Origin of the sequence: Streptomyces corallincola, assembly GCF_019104725.1 — a bacterium.
In the GTDB taxonomy this organism is placed as follows: Bacteria; Actinomycetota; Actinomycetes; order Streptomycetales; family Streptomycetaceae; genus Streptomyces; species Streptomyces corallincola.
Genome location: NZ_JAHRXF010000002.1, coordinates 227,764 through 253,859 on the forward strand (window position 1 = coordinate 227,764; position 26,096 = coordinate 253,859).

Genomic DNA, 26,096 nt, shown 5'->3' on the forward strand with positions numbered 1-26,096 from the left:
GCAATGACCCACCAGTGGCGCGGAATCATCGAGGAGTACCGGGACCGGCTGCCCGTCTCCGCCACCACGCCGGTCGTCACGCTCCGCGAGGGCGGTACGCCGCTCGTGCCCGCGCAGGTGCTCTCCGAGCGGACCGGCTGCGAGGTCCACCTCAAGGTCGAAGGGGCCAACCCCACCGGCTCGTTCAAGGACCGCGGCATGACGATGGCCATCTCGCGCGCCAAGGAGGAGGGCGCCAGGGCGGTCATCTGCGCATCCACCGGCAACACCTCCGCCTCGGCCGCCGCCTACGCGGTGCGCGCCGGAATGGTCTCCGCCGTGCTGGTGCCGCAGGGCAAGATCGCGCTCGGCAAGATGGGCCAGGCCCTGGTGCACGGCGCGAAGATCCTCCAGGTGGACGGCAACTTCGACGACTGCCTCACCCTCGCCCGCGAACTGAGCGACAACTACCCGGTGGCACTGGTCAATTCGGTGAACCCGGTACGCATCGAGGGCCAGAAGACGGCCGCGTTCGAGATCGTGGACATGCTCGGCGACGCCCCCGACATCCATGTCCTCCCGGTCGGCAACGCGGGCAACATCACCGCGTACTGGAAGGGGTACCAGGAGTACGCCGCCGACGGGGTGGCCTCCCGCACCCCGCGCATGTGGGGATACCAGGCGTCCGGCAGCGCGCCGATCGTGCGCGGCGAGGTCGTCAAGGACCCCTCGACCATCGCCACCGCGATCCGCATCGGCAACCCGGCCTCCTGGCAGTTCGCGCTCGCCGCGCGGGACGCGTCCGGCGGGCACATCGACGAGGTGACGGACCGTGAAATCCTGCGCGCCTACCGGCTGTTGGCCGCGCAGGAGGGTGTCTTCGTGGAGCCCGCCTCCGCCGCGTCGGTCGCCGGGCTGCTGAAGGCGGCCGAGCAGGGCAGGGTCGATCCGGGACAGCGCGTCGTCTGCACCGTCACCGGCAACGGCCTGAAGGACCCCGACTGGGCGGTCGCCGGAGCGCCCCAGCCGGTCACCGTGCCGGTGGACGCGGCCACGGCGGCCCAGCGCCTCGGCCTGGCCTGACCCACCGCGCCCGGTGCCCCGGCCCCGGCAGCCCGGACCCGCGCCCGCCCACCCCACGGCGGATGCACGGGGGGCCCACGACACGCGTCGTGCGCCTCCTGTGCGCCCTGTGTCGCCACGGAACCTTCCTTCGATAGGCTGGGAGCGAACCCGCCCGCCGCATATGCCCCCGCGCGTGGGCACGGGTCACGACGCCCCGCGGTCCGTCAGGGCCGTACGTCATCGGCAGCCCACCGATCACCGTCGGAAATCCACCGATCCCCCCGCACGGCAGCCGCGTCGCACGACCGGACGCCGTGCGGCAGTCCCGCAGGTCAAGGAGAGTCTTCGAGCGATGGCCGGTCCAGCGTTCCGTGCCGCCGCCGTCCGGGTGCGCACCCCCGCCACCAGCGCCAACCTCGGTCCGGGCTTCGACGCCTTCGGCCTCGCGCTGGGTCTCTACGACGACGTCGTGGTCCGGGTGGCCGACTCCGGGCTGCACATCGACATCGCGGGCGAGGGCAGCGAGACCCTCCCGCGCGACGAACGGCACCTGCTCGTACGCTCCCTGCGCACCGCGTTCGACCTGCTGGGCGGGCAGCCGCGCGGCCTGGAGATCGTGTGCGCCAACCGCGTTCCGCACGGCCGGGGCCTCGGCTCCTCGTCCGCCGCGATCTGCGCCGGGATCGTCGCCGCGCGGGCCGTGACGATAGGCGGCGAGGCCCGCCTCGACGACACCGCGCTGCTGGAGCTGGCCACCGAGATCGAGGGCCACCCGGACAACGTCGCGGCCTGTCTGCTCGGCGGGTTCACCCTGTCCTGGATGGAGGCCGGAGCCGCCCGCGCCATCCGCATGGAGCCCGCCGCCTCCGTCGTGCCGGTGGTCTTCGTCCCCGGCAAGCCCGTACTCACCGAGACCGCGCGCGGACTGCTGCCGCGCAGCGTCCCGCACGTGGACGCGGCGGTGAACGCCGGACGGGCCGCACTGCTCGTCGAGGCGCTCACCCGGCGGCCCGAACTCCTGCTGTCCGCAACGGAGGACAGGCTGCACCAGGAGTACCGCGCCCCGGCGATGCCGGAGAGCGCGGCGCTGGTGGAGCGGCTGCGCGCGGACGGTGTCCCGGCGGTCATCTCGGGCGCCGGACCCACCGTCATGGCGCTGGCCGACGCCGGGAGCGCCGACAGGATCGAGGCACTCGCCGGACCCGAGTGGGCGGCCAACCGGCTGGCCCTCGACGGGACCGGTGCGAGCGTGCTGCCGCTGGCGCCCTGACACGCGGTTGCCCGAATTGGAGAGGGGGAATGTTTGTTGGGTCCGGTAGTGTTAATCTCAAGTCTGCACCCGACCTCACCACGGCGAGGTGCTTCACGTCCCCGTCCGGGACAGACATTCTTCCGGGAGCCTCCCACACCACTCCGTACTCCGTGCGCCGTACCTGGGCAGTGCGTCGGGCGCGAGGACTGAGCGGTTCGCAGGGCACGCTCCGGAACCGGTGCTTCCACATCACGTGACACACGGTGTCGCGGCTCGGGGGAGCGCCATCACCAGAAATCTCTTCCGCCTCGTTGGCGGACCACCGCCCCGGCACGGTTCGCAGAGACAGGACCGTAGCCGGACAGCACAACCGGTCGCCGAGCCAGACAGGCCGACGTCCGCTCCAGGGAAGGACCCTTCGTGAGCGACACCACCGATCTGATGGGCGCACGTGTCGAGGAGACCGCTGCCGCGCCCGCCACGGACGCCTCCGCGCCTGCATCCGGTGCCGGCTCCCGGCGGCGCCGGGGTACCGGCCTTGAGGGCATGGTGCTGGCCGAGTTGCAGCAGGTCGCCTCGGGCCTCGGCATCAGGGGCACGGCGCGGATGCGCAAGGGCCAGCTGATCGAGGTCATCAAGGAGGCGCAGGCCGGGGGCGGCAGTGCCGCGCCGAAGGCCGAGGCCGCGGACGCGGGCGAGAGCAAGCCCAAGCGCCGGGCCACCTCCAAGGCCCGTACCGGCGACGACGCCGAGAAGCGGACCGACAAGGCCGCCGCCGCTGCCGAGAAGGCCACGTCCCAGCAGCAGATCGACATCCCCGGCCAGCCGGCCTCCGACGACGGCTCCGAGCGTCGTCGCCGCCGCGCCACCGCCGAGGCGGGCGCCCCGGCCACGAGCGGCACCGAGACGGTCGCCGCCGAGGCCAAGGGCGAGTCCCGCGGCGAGGCGAGGGGCGACTCCGCCCCGCAGGCGCAGGGCGACGCGGCGGACGGCGAGGGCCGTGGCCGCCAGGGCCGCCAGGGCCGGGACCGCGACCGCGGCGACCGCCAGGGCCAGGGCCAGGGCCGGGACCGCCGCAAGGGCGGCGACGACCAGCAGGGCGGCCAGCGCCAGCAGCAGGGCCAGCAGGGCGGCGGACGGCAGGACAACCGCCAGCAGCAGGACGACGACGACTTCGACGGCGGCCGTCGCGGCCGTCGCGGGCGCTACCGCGACCGCCGGGGCCGTCGCGGGCGTGACGAGGTGGTCGGCGAGCCGCAGGTCGCCGACGACGACGTGCTGATCCCCGTCGCGGGCATCCTCGACATCCTCGACAACTACGCGTTCATCCGCACCTCCGGCTACCTGCCGGGCCCGAACGACGTGTACGTCTCGCTCGCGCAGGTCCGCAAGAACGGGCTGCGCAAGGGCGACCACGTCACCGGTGCGGTCCGCCAGCCGAAGGAGGGCGAGCGGCGCGAGAAGTTCAACGCGCTGGTCCGCCTCGACTCCGTGAACGGCACGGCGCCCGAACACGGCCGCGGGCGGCCGGAGTTCAACAAGCTGACCCCGCTCTACCCGCAGGACCGGCTCCGCCTGGAGACCGACCCCGGCGTGCTGACGACCCGGATCATCGACCTCGTGTCGCCGATCGGCAAGGGCCAGCGCGGTCTGATCGTGGCCCCGCCGAAGACCGGCAAGACCATGATCATGCAGGCGGTCGCCAACGCGATCACGCACAACAACCCCGAGTGCCACCTGATGGTCGTCCTGGTGGACGAGCGTCCGGAAGAGGTCACCGACATGCAGCGGTCGGTGAAGGGCGAGGTCATCTCCTCGACCTTCGACCGCCCCGCCGAGGACCACACCACCGTCGCCGAGCTGGCCATCGAGCGCGCCAAGCGCCTGGTGGAGCTGGGACACGACGTGGTCGTGCTGCTCGACTCGATCACCCGTCTGGGCCGTGCGTACAACCTCGCCGCCCCGGCCTCCGGGCGCATCCTGTCCGGTGGTGTGGACTCCACCGCGCTGTACCCGCCGAAGCGCTTCTTCGGTGCGGCCCGCAACATCGAGGACGGCGGCTCGCTGACCATCCTCGCCACCGCGCTGGTGGACACCGGGTCCCGCATGGACGAGGTGATCTTCGAGGAGTTCAAGGGCACCGGCAACATGGAGCTCAAGCTCGACCGGAAGCTCGCCGACAAGCGCATCTTCCCGGCCGTGGACGTGGACGCCTCCGGCACCCGCAAGGAAGAGATCCTGCTCGGCAACGAGGAACTGGCCGTCGTCTGGAAGCTGCGCCGGGTGCTGCACGCGCTCGACCAGCAGCAGGCGATCGAGCTGCTGCTCGACAAGATGAAGCAGACCAAGTCGAACGGCGAGTTCCTCATGCAGATCCAGAAGACGACGCCGACCCCCGGCAACGACTGAGTCGTCGCCGCACGGTGCCGCACCAGGGGCCGCCCCCGTCCGCCGAGGACGGGGGCGGCCCCTTTTTCCGCTTTTCCCGCGCGCGCCTCTCTCCGCTCTCCGTGCGTCGGGAGAGCTACGTCACACACGCCCCGTTCGTCACATCCGCCCGCCGTCCCCGTGTCACCTGTGAAAACCCCAGGTGAGGGCCGTACCGCCGTCCCGTCCCGTAACACAGGGTGCCGACCTCCGCACCCGGTGGTTCCGTCGTGCTGTGCGGGGGCCGCCCGAGTTTTGCCCTTGGGCCCCACGGGTGACGATGGAGCGGTGACCACCGCACCCGACCCCGCCTCCAGGGAGTAGCCCGACCGGACGAGACCGAGGAGTGACGTGTCCGCCCAGAGCACGCCGGAGCCCGGCCCGCCGGAACCCGGCACACCGGAGCCGCCGGGCCCCCGGCGCCGCGGCAGGAGCCGCCGCCGCGGGCCCCGCAGCGCCCGCCGCAAGGCGCTGCTCGCGCTGGCCTGGACGGCGGCCGGGGTGGTCGTCCTCGGCGGGGTCGGCGCCGGATACGTCTACGTCAAGCTGAACGGCAACATCCGCAGCATCGACATCGACCAGGCGCTCGGCGGACACCGGCCCGCCAAGGCCGCGGGCGGCGCGCAGAACATCCTGGTCCTCGGCTCCGACTCGCGCGCCGGGGGCAACCGGAAGCTCGGCGGTGGCACCGACGACGGCGGCGCCCGCTCCGACACCGCGATGATCGTGCACGTCAACGAGGGCCACCAGCGGGCGAGCGTGGTGTCCGTACCCCGGGACACCCTCATCGACCGCCCCGCCTGCACCGCCCCCGACGGCACCCGTCGGCCCGCCGCGCACGACGTCATGTTCAACTCCGCGTACGCCACCGGCGGCGCGGTCTGCGCGGTGAAGACCGTCGAGGCCCTCACCGGGCTGCGCATGGACCACTATCTGGAGGTCGATTTCGACGGCTTCCGGAGCATCATCGACGACCTCGGCGGCGTCCCGGTCACCACCACCCGTGCCATCGCGGACCCCAAGAGCCACCTCGACCTCAAGGCGGGCACCCACACCCTGGACGGCACCGAGGCGCTCGGCCTGGTCCGCACCCGGCACGGCGTCGGCGACGGCTCCGACCTCGGCCGCATCGAACTCCAGCAGGCGTTCGTCAAGGCGCTCATGGAGCGCATCCGGCAGGTCGGCGTCTTCAGCGACCCCAAGAAGCTGTACGACCTCGCCGACACCGCCACCCGCTCCGTCACCACCGACTCCTCGCTCGGCTCGGTCAACGCCCTCGCGGAGTTCGCGGGCGGCCTCCGGGGCATCGGCGCCGACCACCTGACGATGGTCACCATGCCGGTCCGCTACGACCCCGCCGACCCCAACCGGGTGCTGGTCCTGCGGGCCAGGGCCGCACAGGTCTGGAACGCCCTCGGGCAGGACCGCGCCATACCCGCCTCGGCCACCGAGGGCACCGCCACCGGCGAGGCGCGGGGCGTCGTGGGGAGCGCCCCGACGGCCGCCGGGGCGGCGGGGGAATAGATCGCCCCCCACCCCGGTTTTGGGAGATGACACCAGTCCTGGCAGACTGGTACGTCGGCCCCGGTTCACGCCTTCGCATCCCGCGACCGCGACCCGGCGCCCTCCCGAAATCTAGGAGACACCTTGAAGCGCGAGATCCACCCCGAGTACGTCGAGACCCAGGTGAGCTGCACCTGTGGCGCGTCGTTCACCACCCGCAGCACCATCGACTCCGGCACCATCCGGGCCGAGGTCTGCTCCGAGTGCCACCCGTTCTACACGGGCAAGCAGAAGATCCTCGACACCGGTGGCCGTGTGGCCCGCTTCGAGGCCCGCTTCGGCAAGGCTGCCGCCGGCTCCAAGAAGTAGCGAGCCCCCTTTCGCCGGTCCACGGCCGCGCCCCCGCCCGGGGCGCGTCCGGGACCGGCGTTTTTGGTCGCCCGCCAGCCGTCACCCCGCCGTATCAGGAGCCGAAAGATGTTCGAGGCAGTCGAGGACCTCGTCGCCGAGCACGCCGGTCTGGAGCAGCAGCTCGCCGACCCCTCGGTCCACGCCGACCAGGCCAACGCCCGCAAGCTGAACAAGCGTTACGCCGAGCTGACCCCGATCGTCGCCACCTACCGCTCCTGGAAGCAGACCGGCGACGACATCGGCACCGCCCGCGAACTCGCCGCCGACGACCCGGACTTCGCCGCCGAGGTCAAGGAGCTGGAGAAGAGCCGCGAGGAGCTGACCGACAGGCTCCGCCTGCTGCTCGTCCCCCGCGACCCCAGCGACGACAAGGACGTCATCCTGGAGATCAAGGCCGGAGCGGGCGGCGACGAGTCCGCCCTCTTCGCCGGTGACCTGCTCCGGATGTACCTGCGCTACGCGGAGCGCGTCGGCTGGAAGACCGAGATCATCGACGCCACCGAGTCCGAGCTCGGCGGCTACAAGGACGTCCAGGTCGCGGTGAAGACCAAGGGCGGCCAGGGCGCCACCGAGCCCGGCCAGGGCGTGTGGGCCCGGCTGAAGTACGAGGGCGGGGTGCACCGCGTGCAGCGGGTGCCCGCCACCGAGTCCCAGGGCCGCATCCACACCTCCGCCGCCGGTGTCCTCGTCACCCCGGAGGCCGAGGAGGTGGACGTCGAGATCAACCCCAACGACCTGCGGATCGACGTGTACCGGTCGTCCGGGCCCGGCGGGCAGTCCGTGAACACCACCGACTCCGCCGTGCGCATCACGCACCTCCCGACCGGTGTCGTCGCCTCCTGCCAGAACGAGAAGAGCCAGCTCCAGAACAAGGAGCAGGCCATGCGTATCCTGCGGTCCAGGCTGCTCGCCGCCGCGCAGGAGGAGGCCGAGCGGGAGGCCGCCGACGCCCGGCGCAGCCAGGTCCGCACCGTGGACCGCTCCGAGAAGATCCGCACCTACAACTTCCCGGAGAACCGCATCTCCGACCACCGCGTCGGCTTCAAGGCGTACAACCTGGACCAGGTGCTCGACGGCGACCTCGTCGCGCTCATCCAGGCGTGCGTGGACGCCGACTCGGCGGCGAAGCTGGCGGCGGCGTAAAAGGCACGTACGAGCTACCACGGAGGACTTGCGTGAACCTGCTGCTCGCGGAGGTGGCCCAGGCCACCCAGCGGCTGGCCGACGCCGGCGTGCCCTCGCCGCGCAACGACGCGGAGGAACTGGCCGCGTTCGTGCACGGCGTGAAGCGGGGCGCGCTGCACTCCGTGCAGGACTCCGACTTCGACGCCCGCTACTGGGAGGCCGTCGCCCGGCGCGAGCAGCGTGAGCCGCTCCAGCACATCACCGGGCGCGCCTACTTCCGGTACCTGGAACTGGAGGTCGGGCCCGGGGTGTTCGTGCCGCGCCCGGAGACCGAGTCCGTGGTCGGCTGGGCCATAGACGCGGTCCGCGCGATGGACGTGGTCGAACCCCGCATCGTGGACCTGTGCACCGGCTCCGGCGCCATCGCGCTCGCCCTCGCCCAGGAGGTGCCCCGCTCGCGGGTGCACGCCGTGGAACTCTCCGAGGACGCCCTCGTCTGGACCCGCCGCAACATGTCCGGCTCCCGCGTGGACCTGCGCCAGGGCGACGCCCTGACCGCCTTCCCCGACCTCGACGGCCATGTCGATCTCGTGGTCTCCAACCCGCCGTACATCCCGCTCACCGAGTGGGAGTACGTCGCCCCCGAGGCCCGCGACTACGACCCCGAACTGGCGCTGTTCTCCGGCGAGGACGGCCTGCACCTGATCCGGGGCATCGAACGCACCGCCCACCGGCTGCTCCGGCCCGGCGGGGTCGTCGTCATCGAGCACGCCGACACCCAGGGCGGCCAGGTGCCCTGGATCTTCACCGAGGAACGGGGCTGGGCCGACGCGGCCGATCACCCCGACCTCAACAACCGGCCACGCTTCGCCACCGCCCGCAAGGCCCTGCCGTGACCACCCCCACCCCCATCAGACCGCAGTACGTGCACGAGGAGGCCAGCTAGAGATGGCACGGCGATACGACACCAACGATGCGACCGACCGTCTGACGGGTCTGCGCGAGGCCGCGTCCGCCGTCCGCCGGGGCGAACTGGTGGTGCTCCCGACCGACACGGTCTACGGCATCGGCGCCGACGCGTTCTCCGCCGACGCCGTGGCGGACCTGCTCGCCGCCAAGGGCCGGGGCCGCAACATGCCCACCCCCGTCCTCATCGGCTCCCCGAACACCCTGCACGGCCTGGTCACGGACTTCTCCGAGGCCGCCTGGGAACTCGTGGACGCGTTCTGGCCCGGCGCCCTCACCATCGTCGCCCGGCACCAGCCGTCCCTCCAGTGGGACCTCGGCGACACCCGCGGCACGGTCGCGGTGCGCATGCCGCTGCACCCCGTCGCCATCGAACTGCTCACCGAGGTCGGCCCGATGGCCGTGTCCTCCGCCAACCTCACCGGCCACCCCGCGCCGGAGACCTGCGACGCCGCCCAGCAGATGCTCGGGGACTCCGTCTCCGTCTACCTCGACGGCGGGCCCACCCCCGGCAACGTTCCCTCCTCCATCGTGGACGTCTCCGGGCCCGTGCCGCTGCTGCTGCGCCAGGGCGCCATCACGCCCGAGGAGCTGCGCAAGGTCGTCCCCGACCTCGAGGTGGCGAATTGACCACCCCGAACCCGGGGCGTGGCATAGGCGAGGGGGAGAGCGCGGCGGAGCGGACGACCACGTTCGGGTTCCCGCGCGACACCTTCCGCATCCTCCACGTCAGCACCGGCAACGTGTGCCGGTCGCCCATCACGGAGCGGCTCACCCGCCACTTCGTGATGGAGCGGCTCGGCGTGCTCGGCGGCGGGCTGATCGTGGAGAGCGCGGGCACCTGGGGCCATGAGGGCGCCCCGATGGAGGTCAACGCCGAGGCCGTGCTCGGTGAGTTCGGCGCGGACGCCAGCGGCTTCACCGGCCGGGAACTGCTGGACGAGCACGTCATCATGGCCGACCTCGTGCTCACCGCGACCCGGGACCACCGCGCCCAGGTCATCTCGATGGGTCACTCGGCGGGCCTGCGCACCTTCACGCTCAAGGAGTTCACCCGGCTGGTGCGGGCCATAGACCCCGCCACCCTGCCCCCGCTGGAGGACGGTGTCGTGCTGCGCGCCCGCGCCCTGGTGCGGGCCGCCGCCGCGCTGCGCGGCTGGCTGCTGGCGCCCAGCGCCGACGCCGACGAGGTGCACGACCCGTACGGGGCGCCGCTGCCCTTCTTCCGGTCCGTCGGCGACGAGATACGCGACGCGCTGGACCCGGTCGTGACCGCCCTCACCGGAGTCCCGGCCCACATGTGAGCCCCGGCCGGAGCAGGACCGCTCCGGCCCGCGCCCCGAGCGCCCCGCCCCCCACGGGCCTACATTGGAGCTACGGCACCCTCGCCGGAGCCACGGCATCCCCGACCGGAGCCACGGCCATCCCCGACCGCCCGGAGGCCCCCGTGCCGGTCACACCCGCCGCCCAGGCCGACGTCCTCACGGCGCAGGACCCGGAGCTGGCCGAGATCCTGCGCGGCGAACTGGTCCGGCAGGCCACCACCCTCCAGCTCACGGCCGCCGAGAACTTCTGCTCCCCGGCCGTCCTCGCCGCCCTCGGCTCCCCGCTGGCCAACAAGTACGCCGAGGGCTACCCCGGCGCCCGGCACCACGGCGGCTGCGAACTGGCGGACATGGCCGAGCGGATCGCCGTCGAGCGGGCCCGCGAGCTGTTCGGCGCCGAACACGCCAACGTGCAGCCCCACTCCGGCTCCTCCGCCGTCCTCGCCGCCTACGCGGCCCTGCTGCGCCCCGGCGACACCGTCCTCGCCCTCGGGCTGCCGCACGGCGGCCACCTCACCCACGGCTCCCGCGCGAACTTCTCCGGGCGCTGGTTCGACTTCGTCGGCTACGGCCTCGACCCCGCGACGGGGCTCATCGACCACGCCCAGGTGCTCACCCTGGCCCGCGAACGGCGCCCCAAGGCCATCGTGTGCGGCTCCATCGCCTACCCGCGCCACATCGACCACGCCTTCTTCCGGGACGTCGCCGACGAGGTGGGCGCCTACCTGATCGCGGACGCCGCGCACCCCATCGGCCTGGTCGCCGGGGGAGCGGCGCCCAGCCCGGTGCCGTACGCCGACGTGGTGTGCGCCACCACGCACAAGGTGCTGCGCGGACCGCGCGGCGGGATGATCCTGTGCCGCGCGGAGCTGGCCGAGCGGGTGGACCGGGCGGTGTTCCCGTTCACCCAGGGCGGCGCCCAGATGCACACCGTCGCCGCCAAGGCCGTCGCGTTCGGGGAGGCGGCCACCCCCGCCTTCGCCGGGTACGCCCATCGGGTGGTCGCCAACGCCCGCGTGCTGGCCGGACACCTGGCTGCCGAGGGGCTCGCGGTCACCACCGGCGGCACCGACACCCACCTGATCACCGCCGACCCGGCACCGCTCGGCGTGGAGGGCCGGACCGCGCGCGGGCTGCTGGCCGCCGCCGGGGTGGTCCTGGACTGCTGCCCGCTCCCGCACGGCGAGCGCCGCGGCCTGCGCCTGGGCACGGCCGCGGTCACCACGCAGGGCATGGGGGAGGCGGAGATGGTCCGCCTCGCCGCGCTGATCGCCGCCGTGCTGCGTGGCCGTACCGAGCCGCCCGCCGCCCGCGATCAGGTGCGCGAACTCACGTCCGCGTTCCCGCCGCCCTGTTCGGGCTGAGCCGGGGCAGACGCACCCCGTACGCCCCGGCCCGTCCTGGTCCGGCCGCCCCCGCACAGGGGTGTGCACAGGCGGGTCTGGAACCATCGGCGCCACCCGGAAGTCCTCATCCGTATGCGTCCGTCGCTAGGGTGTGGGCTGTGATGGCCAGCGAGACCTGTGGGGAAGCCCGTGCGTGAATACCTGCTGACGCTCTGCATCACGGCCGCGGTGACGTACCTGCTGACAGGGCCGGTGCGGAAGTTCGCGATCGTGGCCGGAGCCATGCCGGAGATCCGGGCACGTGACGTGCACCGCGAACCCACTCCGCGCCTCGGCGGGATCGCCATGTTCTTCGGGCTGTGCGCGGGACTGCTGGTCGCGGACCACCTCACCAACCTGAACGAGGTCTTCGCCAAGTCCAACGAGCCGCGCGCGCTGCTCTCCGGGGCCGCCCTGATCTGGCTGATCGGCGTCCTGGACGACAAGTTCGAGATCGACGCCCTGATCAAGCTGGGCGGCCAGATGATCGCGGCCGGTGTGATGGTCATGCAGGGTCTGACCATCCTGTGGCTGCCGATCCCCGGTATCGGCAATGTCGCGCTGACCCAGTGGCAGGGCACGCTGCTCACCGTCGCGCTGGTCGTCATCACGATCAACGCGGTGAACTTCGTGGACGGCCTGGACGGACTCGCGGCGGGCATGGTGTGCATCGCCTCGGCGGCGTTCTTCCTGTACGCCTACCGCATGTGGTACTCGTACGGCATCGAGGCGGCGGCCCCGGCGACCCTGTTCGCGGCCATCCTCATGGGCATGTGCATCGGCTTCCTGCCGCACAACATGCATCCGGCGCGGATCTTCATGGGCGACTCGGGCTCGATGCTGATCGGGCTGGTGCTCGCGGCCGGTGCGATCTCCGTCACCGGTCAGGTGGACCCGGACGCCCTGGCCCTGTTCACGGGTTCCGAGAAGGCGGCCGTGCACCAGACGGTGCCCGTCTACATCCCGCTGCTGCTGCCGCTGACGATCATCGCGGTGCCCGCCGCCGACCTGGTGCTGGCCATCGTGCGCCGCACCTGGCGGGGCCAGTCGCCGTTCGCCGCCGACCGGGGCCATCTGCACCACCGCCTGCTGGAGATCGGCCACTCGCACAGCCGCGCCGTGCTGATCATGTACTTCTGGTCCGCGCTGATCGCGTTCGGGGCGCTGGCGTACTCGGTCAACTCGGCGTCCATGTGGATCGTGCTGGGTGTCGTCTTCCTCAGCGCGATCGGGCTGGTGCTGCTGTTGCTGCCCCGCTTCACCCCGCGCGTCCCGGTGTGGGCGCAGCGCTTCGTGCCGCCGCGCTACCGCAGGCGCGGGGTGGCCGGGGCGGAGGCCGAGGACGCGTACGGCGAGCCGGCCGGGGAGGACGCCGGGGACGGCGACGACGGCGACGGTGACGGCGATGGGGAGGCGCGAACTCCCGTGGCGGCAGGTGCTCCTGGGACGGGCGGGGCGACCGCGATCGGCTCCCGTTCGCGTCTTACCAAAGGCCGCAAGGTAAGAATCTGACGAGAGCATTGCCAACTCGTGGGGGAACGAACGCCCCTAATACCAGACAAGTCGGCGCGGTTTTCGCGCACACGCGCTCTTTCACTCTCATGTGTGACAGCGAGCACCCGAACAGGTAAAGACCTCATCAAATAGTTTGTGATACGGTTCACGAGAACCCCGGTGAGGACCGAAGGACCGTAGTGCGACGGTCCCTTGGCGTGAGGAATCCAACCCTCCGGCCGGGACTACGCTCGTCCATGACGACACCCCTTCCTGCCCCCGTGAAAGCGGAGTTGCCGCCATGCCGTCCAATGACGCCCGGAACCTACTGCAGATCGCTGTGCCTTCAGCGGCCGCCGGCGTGATCGCCGTCGCCGTGAGCGCCGCGGTCGCCGGAGGCAAGGGCGCGCTCGGTGCGGGTATCGGCGCGGTGCTGGCCCTCCTGTTCATGGGAATCGGCCTCTACGTGCTGCAGTGGACGGCGAAAACGCTTCCGCAGCTTTTCCAGGCGATGGGCCTCATGCTGTACATGGCCCAACTCCTGCTGCTGTTCATCTTCGTCGCGGTTTTCAAGGGCACGTCCCTTTTCAACGGCAGGGCATTCGCCGCGTCGTTGATCGCCACGACCGTCGTGTGGATGGCCGCGCAGGCCCGCGCGCATCTCAAGGCCAAGATCTTCTACATCGATCCGGACTCCGCGAAGAACGAGAAGCGCGAGAAGACCGGACCGTCGTCGTGAAGGGTAGGGGCGGGATAAAGGTCCGCGGGATCTCCTGCTATCGTCCGGTGCCAACTGCGGCATCGCGGGCGCGGGCATCCGAGCTGACGCCTGTGCGAACGCGAGGCTCGATGCCCCCCAGCCGCCCCCACACCCGTCACACCAGTCCGGTGCCGACCAGCGGCCCTGTGCCGCGCCGACACAACGAGGTTGCCGTACCCATGCGTCATGCCGAAGGAGCCCGCGGTGAGTGCTGACCAGACCCAGCTCGCCTTCGACTGGAGTTGCCGGATCCTGTCCGACAACGGGTGCGGCTTCCCGGCTCCGGGCCTGCACTCCTTCCTGTTCAAGCCGCTCGCCACGGTCGGCGGCTTCGAGTTCAACAAGGTGATGCTGCTCGCGCTGCTCACCTCCGTGCTGGTCGTCGCGTTCTTCTGGGCCGCGTTCGGCAAGGCGAAGGTCGTCCCCGGCAAGCTCCAGCTCGTCGCCGAGGCCGGCTACGACTTCGTGCGCCGCGGCATCGTCTACGAGACGCTCGGCAAGCGCGAGGGCGAGAAGTGGGTGCCGCTCATGGTCTCCCTCTTCTTCTTCATCTGGATCATGAACATCTGGTCCGTGATCCCGCTGGCCCAGTTCCCGGTCTCCTCGGTCTTCGCCTATCCGCTCGTCCTGGCCCTGCTGGTCTGGGTGCTCTGGATCGGCCTGACCTTCAAGCGGCACGGTTTCGTCGGGTTCTTCAAGAACATCACCGGCTACGACAAGTCGCTCGGCGCGGTGCTCCCGCTGGTCATGCTCATCGAGTTCTTCTCGAACCTGCTGGTGCGCCCCTTCACGCACGCGGTCCGGCTCTTCGCCAACATGTTCGCCGGTCACCTGATGCTGGTGATGTTCACCGTCGCCTCCTGGTACCTGCTGAACAGCTGGTTCATCCCGGCCGCCGGTGTCTCGTTCGTGATGAGCATCGCGATGATCCTCTTCGAGCTCTTCGTGCAGGCCGTCCAGGCGTACGTGTTCGTGCTCCTCGCCTGCTCCTACATCCAGGGCGCCGTCGCCGAGCACCACTGAGCGTCCCCGCCCGCACCACCCCCGAACGTCCGGTGGCCAACCCCCACCGGTCCGTAAAGAGAAGGAAGATTCAGCATGGCTGCCACTGAGACCCTCGCCGCTGTCTCCGGTTCCATCGGTTCCGTCGGTTACGGCCTCTCGGCCATCGGCCCCGGCATCGGCGTCGGCATCATCTTCGGCAACGGCACCCAGGCCCTCGCCCGCCAGCCCGAGGCTGCCGGTCTGATCCGCGCCAACCAGATCCTGGGCTTCGCCTTCTGTGAGGCGCTCGCCCTCATCGGCATCGTCATGCCGTTCGTGTTCGGTACCAAGTAAGACCCCCGTACCGGCACGTATAGACGAAAGGCACTGATGTGATCGCCAACCTGGTACAGCTGGCGGCCGAGGAGACCGAGCAGAACCCGCTCATCCCGGCCGGTCCCGAGCTGCTCGTCGGCGCCGTCGCCTTCGCCATCGTGTTCTTCTTCTTCTGGAAGAAGCTCCTCCCGAACATCAACAAGGTTCTGGAAGAGCGCCGCGCGGCGATCGAAGGCGGCATCGAAGAGGCCGACGCCATGAAGGTCGAGGCCCAGAGCGTCCTTGAGCAGTACAAGGCACAGCTCGCCGAGGCCCGGCACGAGGCGGCCCGGCTGCGCCAGGAGGCGCAGGAGCAGGGTGCCACCCTCATCGCGGAGATGCGGGCCGAAGGCCAGCGGCAGCGCGAGGAGATCGTGACCGCCGGCCACGCGCAGATCGACGCCGACCGCAAGGCCGCCGCGTCCGCGCTGCGGCAGGACGTCGGCAAGCTGGCCACCGAGCTGGCCGGCAAGCTGGTCGGTGAGTCCCTGGAGGACCACGCCCGCCAGAGCCGCGTCATCGACCGCTTCCTCGACGAGCTCGAGGAGAAGGCCGAGGCCACGCGATGAACGGAGCGAGCCGCGACGCCCTGTCCGCCGGACGCGACCGCCTGGACACGCTCACGGACTCCACGTCCGTGGACGCCGTGCGGCTCGCCGACGAGCTGGCGGCCGTCACCGCGCTGCTCGACCGCGAGCCCAGCCTGCGCCGGGTCCTCACCGACCCGGCGCAGCCCGGCGAGGCCAAGGCCGAACTGGTCCGCCGCCTGGTCGGCGGCCAAATCGGGGAGACCACCCTCGACGTGGTCTCCGGTCTGGTCCGCGCCCGCTGGTCGCAGCCCCGCGACCTGGTGGACAGCCTGGAGCAGCTGGCCGACATCGCGGACCTCACCGCCGCGGAGAAGTCGGGCACGCTCGACGACGTGGAGGACGAGCTGTTCCGGTTCGGCCGGATCGTCAGCTCCAACACCGCGCTGCGTGCCGCGCTGACCGACCGGTCCGCGAGCACCGCCGCGCAGGCGGAGCTGCTGCGCCGCCTCCTCGGCGGCCGGGCCAAGCCCGCCACCGAGCGTCTGGTCGTCCGTCTCGTCACCGCGCCGCGCGGACGTAGCCTGGAATCGGGACTGGAGTCCCTGTCCAAGCTCGCCGCCGAGCGCCGGGACCGGCTCGTGGCGACGGTGACCTCCGCGGTACCGCTGAGCGACCCGCAGCGGCGGCGCCTGGGCGACGCCCTGGCGAAGCTCTACGGCCGCCGGATGCACCTGAACCTGGACGTGGACGCCGATGTCATCGGCGGCATCCGGGTGCAGGTCGGTGATGAGGTCATCAACGGTTCGCTCGCGGACCGCCTGGACGACGCCGCCCGCCGCATGGCGAGCTAGCAGCAACTCAACAGATACGTCTACGGCCCTGGTTGGGCCGTGCAGAGGATTCACCTCGTACGGGGGGAATCCCGATCCCCCCAAGTGAAACTTCGGGCCCAACAAGGAGAGCAGGGAACCCAGATGGCGGAGCTCACGATCCGGCCGGAGGAGATCCGGGACGCGCTGGAGAACTTTGTCCAGTCGTACAAGCCGGACGCGGCCTCGCGCGAGGAGGTCGGTACGGTCACCCTTGCCGGCGACGGCATCGCGAAGGTCGAGGGCCTCCCCTCGGCCATGGCCAACGAACTGCTGAAGTTCGAGGACGGCACCCTCGGCCTGGCGCTCAACCTGGAAGAGCGCGAGATCGGTGCCATCGTCCTCGGCGAGTTCAGCGGCATCGAGGAGGGGCAGCCGGTCACCCGTACCGGCGAGGTCCTCTCCGTCGCGGTGGGCGAGGGCTACCTCGGCCGCGTCGTCGATCCGCTCGGCAACCCGATCGACGGCCTCGGCGAGATCGAGACGTCCGGCCGCCGCGCCCTCGAACTGCAGGCCCCCACGGTCATGCAGCGCAAGTCGGTGCACGAGCCGATGGAGACGGGCTACAAGGCCGTCGATGCCATGACCCCGGTCGGCCGCGGCCAGCGACAGCTGATCATCGGCGACCGCCAGACGGGCAAGACCGCCCTGGCGGTGGACACGATCATCAACCAGCGCGACAACTGGCGCACCGGCGACCCGAAGAAGCAGGTCCGCTGCATCTACGTCGCCATCGGCCAGAAGGGCTCCACCATCGCGGGCGTACGCCGCTCGCTGGAGGAGAACGGCGCGCTGGAGTACACGACCATCGTCGCCGCCCCGGCGTCCGACCCGGCCGGCTTCAAGTACCTGGCGCCGTACACCGGTTCGGCCATCGGCCAGCAGTGGATGTACGAGGGCAAGCACGTCCTCATCATCTTCGACGACCTGTCGAAGCAGGCCGACGCCTACCGCGCCGTGTCCCTGCTGCTCCGCCGCCCGCCGGGGCGCGAGGCGTACCCCGGTGACGTCTTCTACCTGCACTCCCGTCTGCTGGAGCGCTGCGCGAAGCTCTCCGACGACATGGGCGCCGGTTCGATGACCGGTCTGCCGATCGTGGAGACCAAGGCCAACGACGTCTCGGCGTTCATCCCGACCAACGTCATCTCCATCACCGACGGCCAGTGCTTCCTGGAGTCGGACCTGTTCAACGCCGGTCAGCGCCCCGCGCTGAACGTCGGTATCTCCGTCTCCCGAGTCGGCGGTTCCGCGCAGCACAAGGCGATGAAGCAGGTCTCCGGCCGACTGCGCGTGGACCTCGCCCAGTTCCGTGAGCTGGAGGCGTTCGCCGCCTTCGGTTCCGACCTGGACGCGGCCTCCAAGCAGCAGCTGGAGCGCGGTCAGCGCATGGTCGAGCTGCTCAAGCAGGACCAGTACCAGCCGATGTCCACCGAGGACCAGGTCGTCTCCGTGTGGGCGGGCACCACCGGCAAGATGGACGAGGTCCCCGTCGCGGACATCCGCCGCTTCGAGCGCGAGCTGCTGGACCACCTGCACCGCAAGGAGGCGGGCCTGCTCACCTCCATCCGCGAGGGCGGCAAGATGTCGGACGACACCCTGACTGCCGTCGCGGACGCCATCGCCGAGTTCAAGAAGCAGTTCGAGACCTCGGACGGCAAGCTGCTCGGCGAGGACACTCCTGCCGCTGCCGCCAAGTGACGTAAAGGAAGGGACCTGACTCATGGGAGCCCAGCTCCGGGTCTACAAGCGTCGCATCCGATCCGTCACCGCGACCAAGAAGATCACCAAGGCGATGGAGATGATCGCCGCCTCGCGCGTCGTCAAGGCGCAGCGCAAGGTTGCGGCCTCCGCGCCGTACGCGACCGAGCTGACGCGCGCGGTCACGGCGGTCGGAACGGGTTCGAACACCAAGCACCCGCTCACCACCGAGGCGCAGAACCCGGCCCGTGCCGCGGTCCTGCTCCTCACCAGCGACCGCGGTCTGGCCGGCGCCTTCAACTCCAACTCCATCAAGGCCGCGGAGCAGCTCACCGCGCGCCTGGAGCGTGACGGCAAGCAGGTGGACACGTACATCGTCGGCCGCCGCGGTGTCGCCCACTACAACTTCCGCGAGCGCAAGGTCGCGGAGTCGTGGACGGGCTTCACCGACGAGCCGTCGTACGCGGACGCCAAGCGGGTCGCGGCGCCCCTGATCGAGGCCATCGAGAAGGAGACGGCGGACGGCGGCGTGGACGAACTCCACATCGTCTACACCGAGTTCGTCTCGATGATGACGCAGACGGCGCTGGACGCGCGGCTCCTGCCGCTGCGTCTGGACGAGGTCGCGGCGGAGGCGGCCCCCAAGGGCGAGATCCTTCCGCTGTACGACTTCGAGCCGTCCGCCGAGGACGTTCTCGACGCGCTGCTGCCGCGGTACGTCGAGAGCCGGATCTACAACGCGCTGCTCCAGTCGGCCGCTTCGAAGCACGCCGCCACCCGGCGTGCGATGAAGTCGGCCACCGACAACGCCGGTGAGCTGATCAACACGCTCTCCCGGCTTGCCAACGCGGCCCGCCAGGCCGAAATCACCCAGGAAATCAGCGAGATCGTCGGTGGCGCCAGCGCCCTGGCCGACGCCACCGCGGGGAGTGACCGATAAATGACCACCACTGTTGAGACCGCGACGGCCACGGGCCGCGTCGCCCGTGTCATCGGTCCGGTCGTCGATGTGGAGTTCCCCGTCGATGCGATGCCGGACATCTACAACGCCCTGCACGTCGAGGTCTCCGACCCGGCGAACGAGGGTGAGAAGAAGACGCTGACCCTGGAGGTCGCCCAGCACCTGGGTGACGGCCTGGTCCGCACCATCTCCATGCAGCCCACCGACGGCCTGGTCCGCCAGGCCTCCGTGACGGACACCGGCTCCGCCATCTCCGTCCCGGTCGGCGACTTCACCAAGGGCAAGGTGTTCAACACCCTCGGTGAGGTGCTCAACGTCGATGAGCAGTACACCGGTGAGCGCTGGCCGATCCACCGCAAGGCGCCGAACTTCGACGAGCTCGAGTCGAAGACCGAGATGTTCGAGACCGGCGTCAAGGTCATCGACCTGCTGACCCCGTACGTCAAGGGCGGCAAGATCGGTCTGTTCGGCGGTGCCGGTGTCGGCAAGACGGTGCTCATCCAGGAGATGATCTACCGCGTAGCCAACAACCACGACGGTGTCTCCGTGTTCGCCGGTGTCGGCGAGCGCACCCGTGAGGGCAACGACCTGATCGAGGAGATGTCGGACTCCGGCGTCATCGACAAGACCGCGCTGGTCTTCGGTCAGATGGACGAGCCGCCGGGCACCCGTCTGCGCGTCGCGCTGGCCGGCCTCACGATGGCCGAGTACTTCCGTGACGTCCAGAAGCAGGACGTGCTGTTCTTCATCGACAACATCTTCCGCTTCACGCAGGCCGGTTCCGAGGTCTCCACGCTGCTCGGCCGGATGCCCTCCGCGGTGGGCTACCAGCCGAACCTGGCCGACGAGATGGGTCTCCTCCAGGAGCGCATCACCTCGACCCGCGGTCACTCGATCACCTCGATGCAGGCGATCTACGTCCCCGCGGACGACCTGACCGACCCGGCCCCGGCCACCACCTTCGCCCACCTCGACGCGACGACGGTGCTCTCCCGTCCGATCTCGGAGAAGGGCATCTACCCGGCCGTGGACCCGCTGGACTCCACGTCCCGCATCCTGGACCCGCGGTACATCGCGGCGGATCACTACAACGCGGCCATGCGCGTGAAGACGATCCTCCAGAAGTACAAGGACCTCCAGGACATCATCGCGATCCTCGGTATCGACGAGCTGGGCGAGGAGGACAAGCTCGTCGTCCACCGTGCCCGTCGTGTGGAGCGCTTCCTGTCCCAGAACACCCACGTCGCCAAGCAGTTCACCGGCGTGGACGGGTCGGACGTGCCGCTCGACGAGTCGATCGCCGCGTTCAACGCGATCTGCGACGGTGAGTACGACCACTTCCCCGAGCAGGCGTTCTTCATGTGCGGTGGCCTGGAGGACCTCAAGGCCAACGCCAAGGAGCTGGGCGTCTCCTGACCCCCGTGCTCGTCCGGAGGGGGCGGGTGTGTCCCGCCCCCTCCGTCACGCCCCCTAGAATTGACCCCAACACCCGGCACTACCGCCGGGTGGTGACCCGAGGAGCCACCCTTGGCTGCTGAGCTGCACGTCGAGCTGGTCGCCGCGGACCGCCAGGTCTGGTCCGGCGAGGCCACCCTGGTCGTCGCGCGTACCACGTCCGGCGACATCGGCGTCATGCCCGGTCACCAGCCGCTGCTGGGTGTGCTGGAGTCGGGCCCGGTGACCATCCGCACGAGTGACGGCGGGACGGTCGTCGCCGCCGTGCACGGCGGTTTCGTCTCGTTCGCGGACAACAAGCTATCCCTGCTGGCCGAGGTCGCCGAGCTCTCCGACGAGATCGACGTCCAGCGCGCCGAGCAGGAACTGGAGCGCGCGAAGGCGGAGGACGACGACGAGGCCAAGCGCCGCGCCGATGTCCGCCTCCGGGCGGCGACGGCGGCGCGTTGACCCACCGCGCCGCGTGATGACGTCACTCAGCCGCGGTCGGTCCGGAGCAATCCGGACCGACCGCGGCTGAGGCGGATGTGGGTGTTTTTTCCGTTCCATTACCTGATAGTTCGCGTTCAGTTCCCCGCAGGGGAGACGAGGAGGGTCGGTGCCGATGGTCCTCGCTCTGACCGTGTGCGGGATCGTGGTCGTGCTCGCGGCCCTGGGACTCTTCCTGTTCGGGCTGCGCCGCAGACTGATCCAGCGCTCCGGCGGGACCTTCGACTGTTCGCTGCGCTGGGACGTCACCGGTCCCGGCGACACCGGTGGCAAGGGCTGGAGCTACGGCGTCGCCCGCTACAACGGCGACCGCATCGAGTGGTACCGCGTCTTCTCCTACGCGCCGCGTCCGCGCCGCACGCTGGAGCGCGCCGCGATCGAGGTCGCCGGCCGCCGCCTGCCCGAGGGCGAGGAGGAACTGGCCCTGCTCTCCGACGCGGTCGTCCTGACCTGTGTGCACCGGGGCACCCGGCTCGAACTGGCGATGAGCGAGGACGCGTTGACGGGGTTCCTGGCGTGGCTGGAGGCTGCCCCGCCCGGACAGAGGGTGAACGTCGCGTAGCGGCGTTCACCCTCTGCCGTACCGCGTGCGGGTTACGAGATGCCGTTGCTGAGCGCGGTCACGAGTTCGCCGTTGGCGGTGTCACCGCTGAACTCCCAGAAGAACGCGCCGCCGAGGCCCTGGTTCTTCGCCCAGGCCATCTTGGTGCCGATGGTGGCCGGGGTGTCGTAGGACCACCAGTTGCTGCCGCAGTGCGCGTAGGCGGTGCCCGCGATGGTGCCGGTGACCGGGCAGGACGTCTTGAGCACCTTGTAGTCGGCGATACCGGCCTCGGGGGTGCTGGGCGCCGGTCCGGTGGCGGTGCCGCCGGGGGCGTCCTGGGTGACGCCGGTCCAGCCTCGCCCGTAGAACCCGATGCCGATCAGCAGCTTGTTCGCGGCGACGCCCTTGGAGCGGAACTTGGCTATGGCGTCCGCCGTGTTGAAGCCCGCCTGCGGGATGCCGGGGTACGAGGTGAGCGGGGAGTGCGGGGCGGTCGGGCCCTGGGCGTTGAAGCCGCCGAAGAAGTCGTACGTCATCACGTTGTACCAGTTGACGTACTGCGCGGCGACCGCGTAGTCGGCCGCGTCGATCTTGCCGCCGCTGGAGGCGTCGGCGGTGACGGCCGAGGTGATCAGGTAGTTCTGGCCGAACTTGGCGCGCAGCGCGGCCATCAGGTTCTTGTACGCCGCCGCGCCGCTGGTGTCACAGGACAGGCCGCAGGCGTTGGGGTACTCCCAGTCGATGTCGATGCCGTCGAACACGTCGGCCCAGCGCGGGTCCTCGACCAGGTTGTAGCAGGACTGCGCGAACGCGGCCGGGTTGGCGGCGGCCTGGGCGAAGCCGCCGGAGAGGGTCCAGCCGCCGAACGACCAGAGGATCTTGATGTTCGGGTACTTGGCCTTCAGCTGGCGGAGCTGGTTGAAGTTGCCGCGCAGCGGCTGGTCCCAGGTGTCCGCGACGCCGCTGACCGACTGGTCGGCGGTGAACGCCTTGTCGGTGTCGGCGAAGGAGTCGTACAGGGCGCACTGACCGTTGGCGACGTTGCCGAACGCGTAGTTGATGTGGGTGATCTTCGAGGCGGAGCCCGATGTCACGAGGTTCTTGACGTTGTAGTTCCGCTCGTAGGTGCCCCACTCGATGAAGTAGCCGAGCTTGACCTTGTCGCCGCTCGCCGGGGGCGTGGTGGTGCCGCCGGTGGTGTGCACGGAGACCGCGCCGCTCGCCGGGCCGGTCTGGTCCGCGGTGTCACGGGCGCGCACGGAGTACGAGTAGTCGGTTCCGGCGGTCAGGCCGGTGTCCGTGTACGAGGTCGTGGTGACGGTGGCGACCGTCTTGCCGTCGCGCAGCACGTCGTAGTTCTTGACGCCCTTGTCGTCGGTGGCCGCGCTCCAGGACAGCTTCACCGAGGTGTTGGTGACGGAGGAGGCGGTGGGGGTGCCGGGAGCGGTGGGCGCCGCGTCGCCGGGGGTGGAGGTGCCGTCGCAACTGCCGCCGTTCAGCTTGCAGTTGCTGGGGGAGCCGGAGCCGGCGCCGTTGAACCCGAAGGAGACGGAGGCGCCCGGGGCCAGGGTGCCGTTGTACGACTTGTTCTTCGCGGTCCAGTGGTTGCCGGAGTTGGTGACGTCGGCGTCCCACGCGGAGGTGACGGACGTGCCGGACGGGAAGTCCCACTCGACGGTCCACGAGCTGATGCTCGCGCTGCCGGTGTTCTTCACGGTCCACTGGCCGCCGAAGCCGGTTCCCCAGTCGCTGGACTTGGCGAACGTGGCGGTCGCGGTACCGGCGGCGCTGGCCGGGCTGGCGAGGCCCACCAGACCGGCCAGCGGGAGCAGCAGGGTGGCGAACCCCGCCACCGCCTTGTGTCTGAGTCTGAAGCGCATGCGGCGCCTCCTTGTGTCTCGGGGGGTCACGGGCGTGACTGAGCCCTCACGCCCACGGTGCCGCGAGACTAAAGAGGTCTGGACCACAGGTCAATAGGTCTGGACCACTTGAGAAAGAGCTGGGGGCTCCCCTCAACTCCCTTGTAAAAGCTGTGGCTTGACTGTCGGGTCGCTGGGAATCCCCTTCGACGCGGGGTGCGGCGACAGTGGATCATCGGGGCCATGACACGCACCAAGACGCCTGCCGCCCGGGACGAGCGCACCCAGCTCACCACCGCGCTCACCTATGTGCGGGACACCGTGCGCGCCAAGTGCGCGGGGCTGTCCGACGAGGACGCCCGGCGGTCGCTGCTGCCCGGCTCGCCGCTGATGACGGTCGCCGGGCTTGTCCATCACCTGCGGTGGGTGGAGTACTTCTGGTTCCGCGTCGTCTTCCTCGGTGAGGAGAGCCGGGTGCCCTGGACCGACGAGGAACCCGACCGGGAGATGCTGCTGGCGCTTCGGGTGCCGCTGTCGCGGTTGCTCGCGGAATACGCGGAGGAGGCCGCTCGGCACGACGCGGCGGTCGCCGGGTACGGGTTGGACGCGCGGGCGCGGGTGGAGCGGCGGGGGAGGTTCGTGGATCTGCGGTGGATCATGCTGCATCTCGTCGAGGAGACGGCCCGGCACAACGGGCATCTGGACATCCTGGGCGAGCTGACGGACGGGGTGGTGGGGGACTGAGGGGGCACCACCGGCCCGCCCGTGCCGGGCGGGCTGTTCGGGCGCTGCCTCAGCGTTCGCCGCCCGGTACCCACAGGACGTCGCCGGTCTGCTTGTTGGCGGTGCGGGCCAGGATGAAGAGGAGGTCGGAGAGGCGGTTGAGGTAGGTGGCGGTGAGCGGGTTCATGTGGTCGGCGTGCTGCTCCAGGGCCGCCCAGGTGGAGCGTTCGGCGCGGCGGACGACCGTGCAGGCCTGGTGGAGGAGGGCCGCTCCGGGGGTGCCGCCGGGGAGGATGAACGAGCGGAGCTTGTCCAGGCGCTCGTTGAAGCGGTCGCAGTCGGCCTCCAGCCGGTCCACGTAGAACTGCTCGACGCGCAGCGGCGGGAACTCCGGGTTCTCGACCACCGGGGTGGACAGGTCGGCGCCCACGTCGAAGAGGTCGTTCTGCACACGGGTGAGGACCTCGGTGACCTCCGTCTCCAGGGCGCCCAGCGCGATGGCGGTGCCGATCGCCGCGTTCGCCTCGTTGGCGTCGGCGTACGCCGAGATCCGCGGATCGGTCTTGGCGACCCGGCTCATGTCGCCGAGCGCAGTGGTGCCCTTGTCGCCGGTCCTGGTGTAGATGCGCGTCAGATTGACCATGCGGCCAGCCTAATGAGCGATTCCCGCGCGGGCGCGCCGGTACCGTTGCGCGCCCTCTGCCCCGGTACGTCCGCCGCCCCCGGAGCGGGGGGTGTGAACCGTGCGAAGCGGGCCGAGACCATGCCCTTCTCCCCGCCCCCGTACAGGACCTGTTGACCCAAAAGCCCCTCAACTGCGCTGCCCGCGGGCCCTGCTGACCGCCGCCGGTGTGATGTCCGTCAATTGAGACGTGACGCGCGTTACTTACCGGTCACACAACGGCTCCGGAGCGCTATGGTCCGCCGGAGGGACAGACGTCTCACAGCAGCGCGGACAGCAGCACAGGGAGTCGGAGTGGCACGCAAGCTCGCCGTCGTCGGAGCCGGTCTCATGGGGGCCGGTATCGCCCAGGTCGCCGCACAGGCGGGCTGGGAGGTCGTCCTGCGCGACATCACCGACGAGGCGCTGCGACGCGGCACCGACGGCATCGAGGCGTCGTACGCCAAGTTCGTCGCCAAGGGCAAGCTGGACGCGGCGGACGCCGGGGCCGCCCTCGGCCGGATCACCGCCACCACCGACCTGGACGCCGCCGCCGACGCGGACCTCGTGGTGGAGGCGGTCTTCGAGAAGCTGGAGGTCAAGCACGAGATCTTCCGCGCGCTCGACAAGATCGTGCGCGAGGACACCGTGCTCGCCTCCAACACCTCCGCCATCCCGATCACCAAGATCGCCGCCGCCACCGCACACCCCGAGCGGGTCGTCGGCGTGCACTTCTTCTCGCCGGTGCCGATGATGCAGCTCGTGGAGCTGGTGCGCGGCTACAAGACCAGCGACCGGGCCCTCGCCACCGCGAAGGAGTTCGCCGAGTCCGTCGGCAAGACCTGCATCGTCGTCAACCGCGACGTCGCCGGGTTCGTCACCACCCGCCTCATCACGGCCCTGGTGGTCGAGGCGACCAAGCTCTACGAGTCCGGGGTCGCCACCGCCGAGGACATCGACACCGCCTGCAAGCTGGGGTTCGGGCACGCGATGGGCCCGCTGGCCACCGCCGACCTGACCGGCGTGGACATCCTGCTGCACGCCGCCGGGAACATCTACACCGAGTCCCAGGACGAGAAGTTCGCCGCGCCGGAGCTGATGCGCCGGATGGTGGACGCCGGTGACATCGGCCGCAAGAGCGGGCAGGGCTTCTACACGTACTGACCCGTACTCCGCCGGAACATCCCCGGGGGCGTCACCCCCGGGGGTGAATTCCGTATCGGTTCGCTCACAACCAGCAACCGACCCGGCCCTCA

25 protein-coding genes are annotated in these 26,096 nt (G+C 70.5%); 23 read left to right on the forward strand and 2 right to left on the reverse strand.

Translation table 11 applies throughout. The features are described 5' to 3' along the window. Nucleotides 1-3: 3 nt before the first annotated feature. From thrC to KUM39_RS02680, 21 genes are all read left to right on the forward strand, one after another. Nucleotides 4-1,062, forward strand: a complete 1,059-nt coding sequence (thrC, locus tag KUM39_RS02580; RefSeq protein WP_217783681.1) for a threonine synthase — start codon at nt 4-6, stop codon at nt 1,060-1,062. A 334-nt stretch (nt 1,063-1,396) separates the two neighbouring features. Then, nucleotides 1,397-2,314: a homoserine kinase gene (thrB, locus tag KUM39_RS02585; protein WP_217783682.1), complete on the forward strand. Its 918-nt coding sequence runs from the start codon at nt 1,397-1,399 to the stop codon at nt 2,312-2,314. Between the two features lie 402 nt (nt 2,315-2,716). Continuing rightward, a complete protein-coding gene (rho, locus tag KUM39_RS02590) occupies nt 2,717-4,705 on the forward strand; it encodes a transcription termination factor Rho (RefSeq protein WP_217783683.1) in 1,989 nt (662 codons plus the stop codon). A gap of 369 nt (nt 4,706-5,074) precedes the next feature. Further along, the gene (locus tag KUM39_RS02595; protein WP_217783684.1) at nt 5,075-6,247 is read left to right on the forward strand and encodes an LCP family protein; all 1,173 of its coding nucleotides are present in this window, start codon (nt 5,075-5,077) and stop codon (nt 6,245-6,247) included. 123 nt (nt 6,248-6,370) lie between these two features. Further along, nucleotides 6,371-6,595 carry a 50S ribosomal protein L31 gene (gene rpmE, locus KUM39_RS02600; protein ID WP_164587688.1) on the forward strand — a complete coding sequence of 75 codons (225 nt, stop codon included), beginning with the start codon at nt 6,371-6,373 and terminating at the stop codon, nt 6,593-6,595. 108 nt (nt 6,596-6,703) lie between these two features. Continuing rightward, on the forward strand, nt 6,704-7,780 hold the full coding sequence (prfA, locus tag KUM39_RS02605) for a peptide chain release factor 1 (protein WP_217783685.1): 1,077 nt from the start codon (nt 6,704-6,706) through the stop codon (nt 7,778-7,780). Between the two features lie 32 nt (nt 7,781-7,812). Next, nucleotides 7,813-8,658 carry a peptide chain release factor N(5)-glutamine methyltransferase gene (gene prmC, locus KUM39_RS02610; protein WP_217783686.1) on the forward strand — a complete coding sequence of 282 codons (846 nt, stop codon included), beginning with the start codon at nt 7,813-7,815 and terminating at the stop codon, nt 8,656-8,658. Between the two features lie 52 nt (nt 8,659-8,710). Continuing rightward, complete coding sequence (locus KUM39_RS02615; RefSeq protein WP_217783687.1) at nt 8,711-9,358, forward strand: L-threonylcarbamoyladenylate synthase; 648 nt, start codon at nt 8,711-8,713, stop codon at nt 9,356-9,358. Continuing rightward, nucleotides 9,355-10,032, forward strand: a complete 678-nt coding sequence (locus tag KUM39_RS02620; protein WP_217783688.1) for an arsenate reductase/protein-tyrosine-phosphatase family protein — start codon at nt 9,355-9,357, stop codon at nt 10,030-10,032. The genes KUM39_RS02615 and KUM39_RS02620 overlap by 4 nt, the downstream gene beginning before the upstream one ends. 143 nt (nt 10,033-10,175) lie before the next feature. Beyond that, nucleotides 10,176-11,417, forward strand: a complete 1,242-nt coding sequence (gene glyA, locus KUM39_RS02625; RefSeq protein WP_217783689.1) for a serine hydroxymethyltransferase — start codon at nt 10,176-10,178, stop codon at nt 11,415-11,417. A gap of 171 nt (nt 11,418-11,588) precedes the next feature. After that, complete coding sequence (locus tag KUM39_RS02630) at nt 11,589-12,950, forward strand: MraY family glycosyltransferase (RefSeq protein ID WP_217783690.1); 1,362 nt, start codon at nt 11,589-11,591, stop codon at nt 12,948-12,950. A 283-nt stretch (nt 12,951-13,233) separates the two neighbouring features. Next, on the forward strand, nt 13,234-13,671 hold the full coding sequence (locus tag KUM39_RS02635; RefSeq protein ID WP_217783691.1) for a Cg1360 family ATP-synthase-associated protein: 438 nt from the start codon (nt 13,234-13,236) through the stop codon (nt 13,669-13,671). 207 nt (nt 13,672-13,878) lie between these two features. After that, entirely contained in the window at nt 13,879-14,715 is an 837-nt protein-coding gene (gene atpB / locus KUM39_RS02640) for a F0F1 ATP synthase subunit A (RefSeq protein ID WP_504740057.1), read from the forward strand. Between the two features lie 75 nt (nt 14,716-14,790). Beyond that, entirely contained in the window at nt 14,791-15,030 is a 240-nt protein-coding gene (locus tag KUM39_RS02645) for an ATP synthase subunit C-like protein (protein WP_053670587.1), read from the forward strand. Between the two features lie 38 nt (nt 15,031-15,068). After that, on the forward strand, nt 15,069-15,620 hold the full coding sequence (locus tag KUM39_RS02650; protein ID WP_217783692.1) for a F0F1 ATP synthase subunit B: 552 nt from the start codon (nt 15,069-15,071) through the stop codon (nt 15,618-15,620). Continuing rightward, complete coding sequence (locus KUM39_RS02655) at nt 15,617-16,432, forward strand: F0F1 ATP synthase subunit delta (RefSeq protein ID WP_217783693.1); 816 nt, start codon at nt 15,617-15,619, stop codon at nt 16,430-16,432. Before KUM39_RS02650 ends, KUM39_RS02655 begins: the two co-directional genes overlap by 4 nt. Nucleotides 16,433-16,555: 123 nt before the next feature. Next, the gene (gene atpA, locus KUM39_RS02660; protein WP_217783694.1) at nt 16,556-18,148 is read left to right on the forward strand and encodes a F0F1 ATP synthase subunit alpha; all 1,593 of its coding nucleotides are present in this window, start codon (nt 16,556-16,558) and stop codon (nt 18,146-18,148) included. Nucleotides 18,149-18,170: 22 nt separating this feature from the next. After that, the gene (locus KUM39_RS02665) at nt 18,171-19,088 is read left to right on the forward strand and encodes a F0F1 ATP synthase subunit gamma (protein ID WP_217783695.1); all 918 of its coding nucleotides are present in this window, start codon (nt 18,171-18,173) and stop codon (nt 19,086-19,088) included. Beyond that, a complete protein-coding gene (atpD, locus tag KUM39_RS02670) occupies nt 19,089-20,525 on the forward strand; it encodes a F0F1 ATP synthase subunit beta (RefSeq protein ID WP_217783696.1) in 1,437 nt (478 codons plus the stop codon). A 111-nt stretch (nt 20,526-20,636) separates the two neighbouring features. Beyond that, entirely contained in the window at nt 20,637-21,014 is a 378-nt protein-coding gene (locus KUM39_RS02675; protein WP_217783697.1) for a F0F1 ATP synthase subunit epsilon, read from the forward strand. Between the two features lie 154 nt (nt 21,015-21,168). Then, nucleotides 21,169-21,615: a DUF2550 domain-containing protein gene (locus KUM39_RS02680; RefSeq protein WP_217783698.1), complete on the forward strand. Its 447-nt coding sequence runs from the start codon at nt 21,169-21,171 to the stop codon at nt 21,613-21,615. A gap of 32 nt (nt 21,616-21,647) precedes the next feature. Here KUM39_RS02680 and KUM39_RS02685 read toward each other — a convergent pair whose 3' ends face one another. Continuing rightward, nucleotides 21,648-23,477, reverse strand: coding sequence for a glycoside hydrolase family 18 chitinase (locus KUM39_RS02685; RefSeq protein WP_217783699.1), 1,830 nt, complete (start codon nt 23,475-23,477; stop codon nt 21,648-21,650). Between the two features lie 222 nt (nt 23,478-23,699). On the opposite strand from KUM39_RS02685, the gene KUM39_RS02690 reads away from it, so the two are divergent. Continuing rightward, the gene (locus KUM39_RS02690) at nt 23,700-24,200 is read left to right on the forward strand and encodes a DinB family protein (RefSeq protein ID WP_217783700.1); all 501 of its coding nucleotides are present in this window, start codon (nt 23,700-23,702) and stop codon (nt 24,198-24,200) included. A gap of 49 nt (nt 24,201-24,249) precedes the next feature. Here the strand turns inward: KUM39_RS02690 and KUM39_RS02695 are convergent, their stop codons facing one another. Next, on the reverse strand, nt 24,250-24,822 hold the full coding sequence (locus tag KUM39_RS02695; protein WP_217783701.1) for a cob(I)yrinic acid a,c-diamide adenosyltransferase: 573 nt from the start codon (nt 24,820-24,822) through the stop codon (nt 24,250-24,252). Nucleotides 24,823-25,155: 333 nt separating this feature from the next. Here KUM39_RS02695 and KUM39_RS02700 point away from each other — a divergent pair, with 333 nt between their 5' ends. Then, the gene (locus KUM39_RS02700) at nt 25,156-26,004 is read left to right on the forward strand and encodes a 3-hydroxyacyl-CoA dehydrogenase family protein (RefSeq protein ID WP_217783702.1); all 849 of its coding nucleotides are present in this window, start codon (nt 25,156-25,158) and stop codon (nt 26,002-26,004) included. The last annotated feature ends 92 nt before the right edge of the window (nt 26,005-26,096 follow it).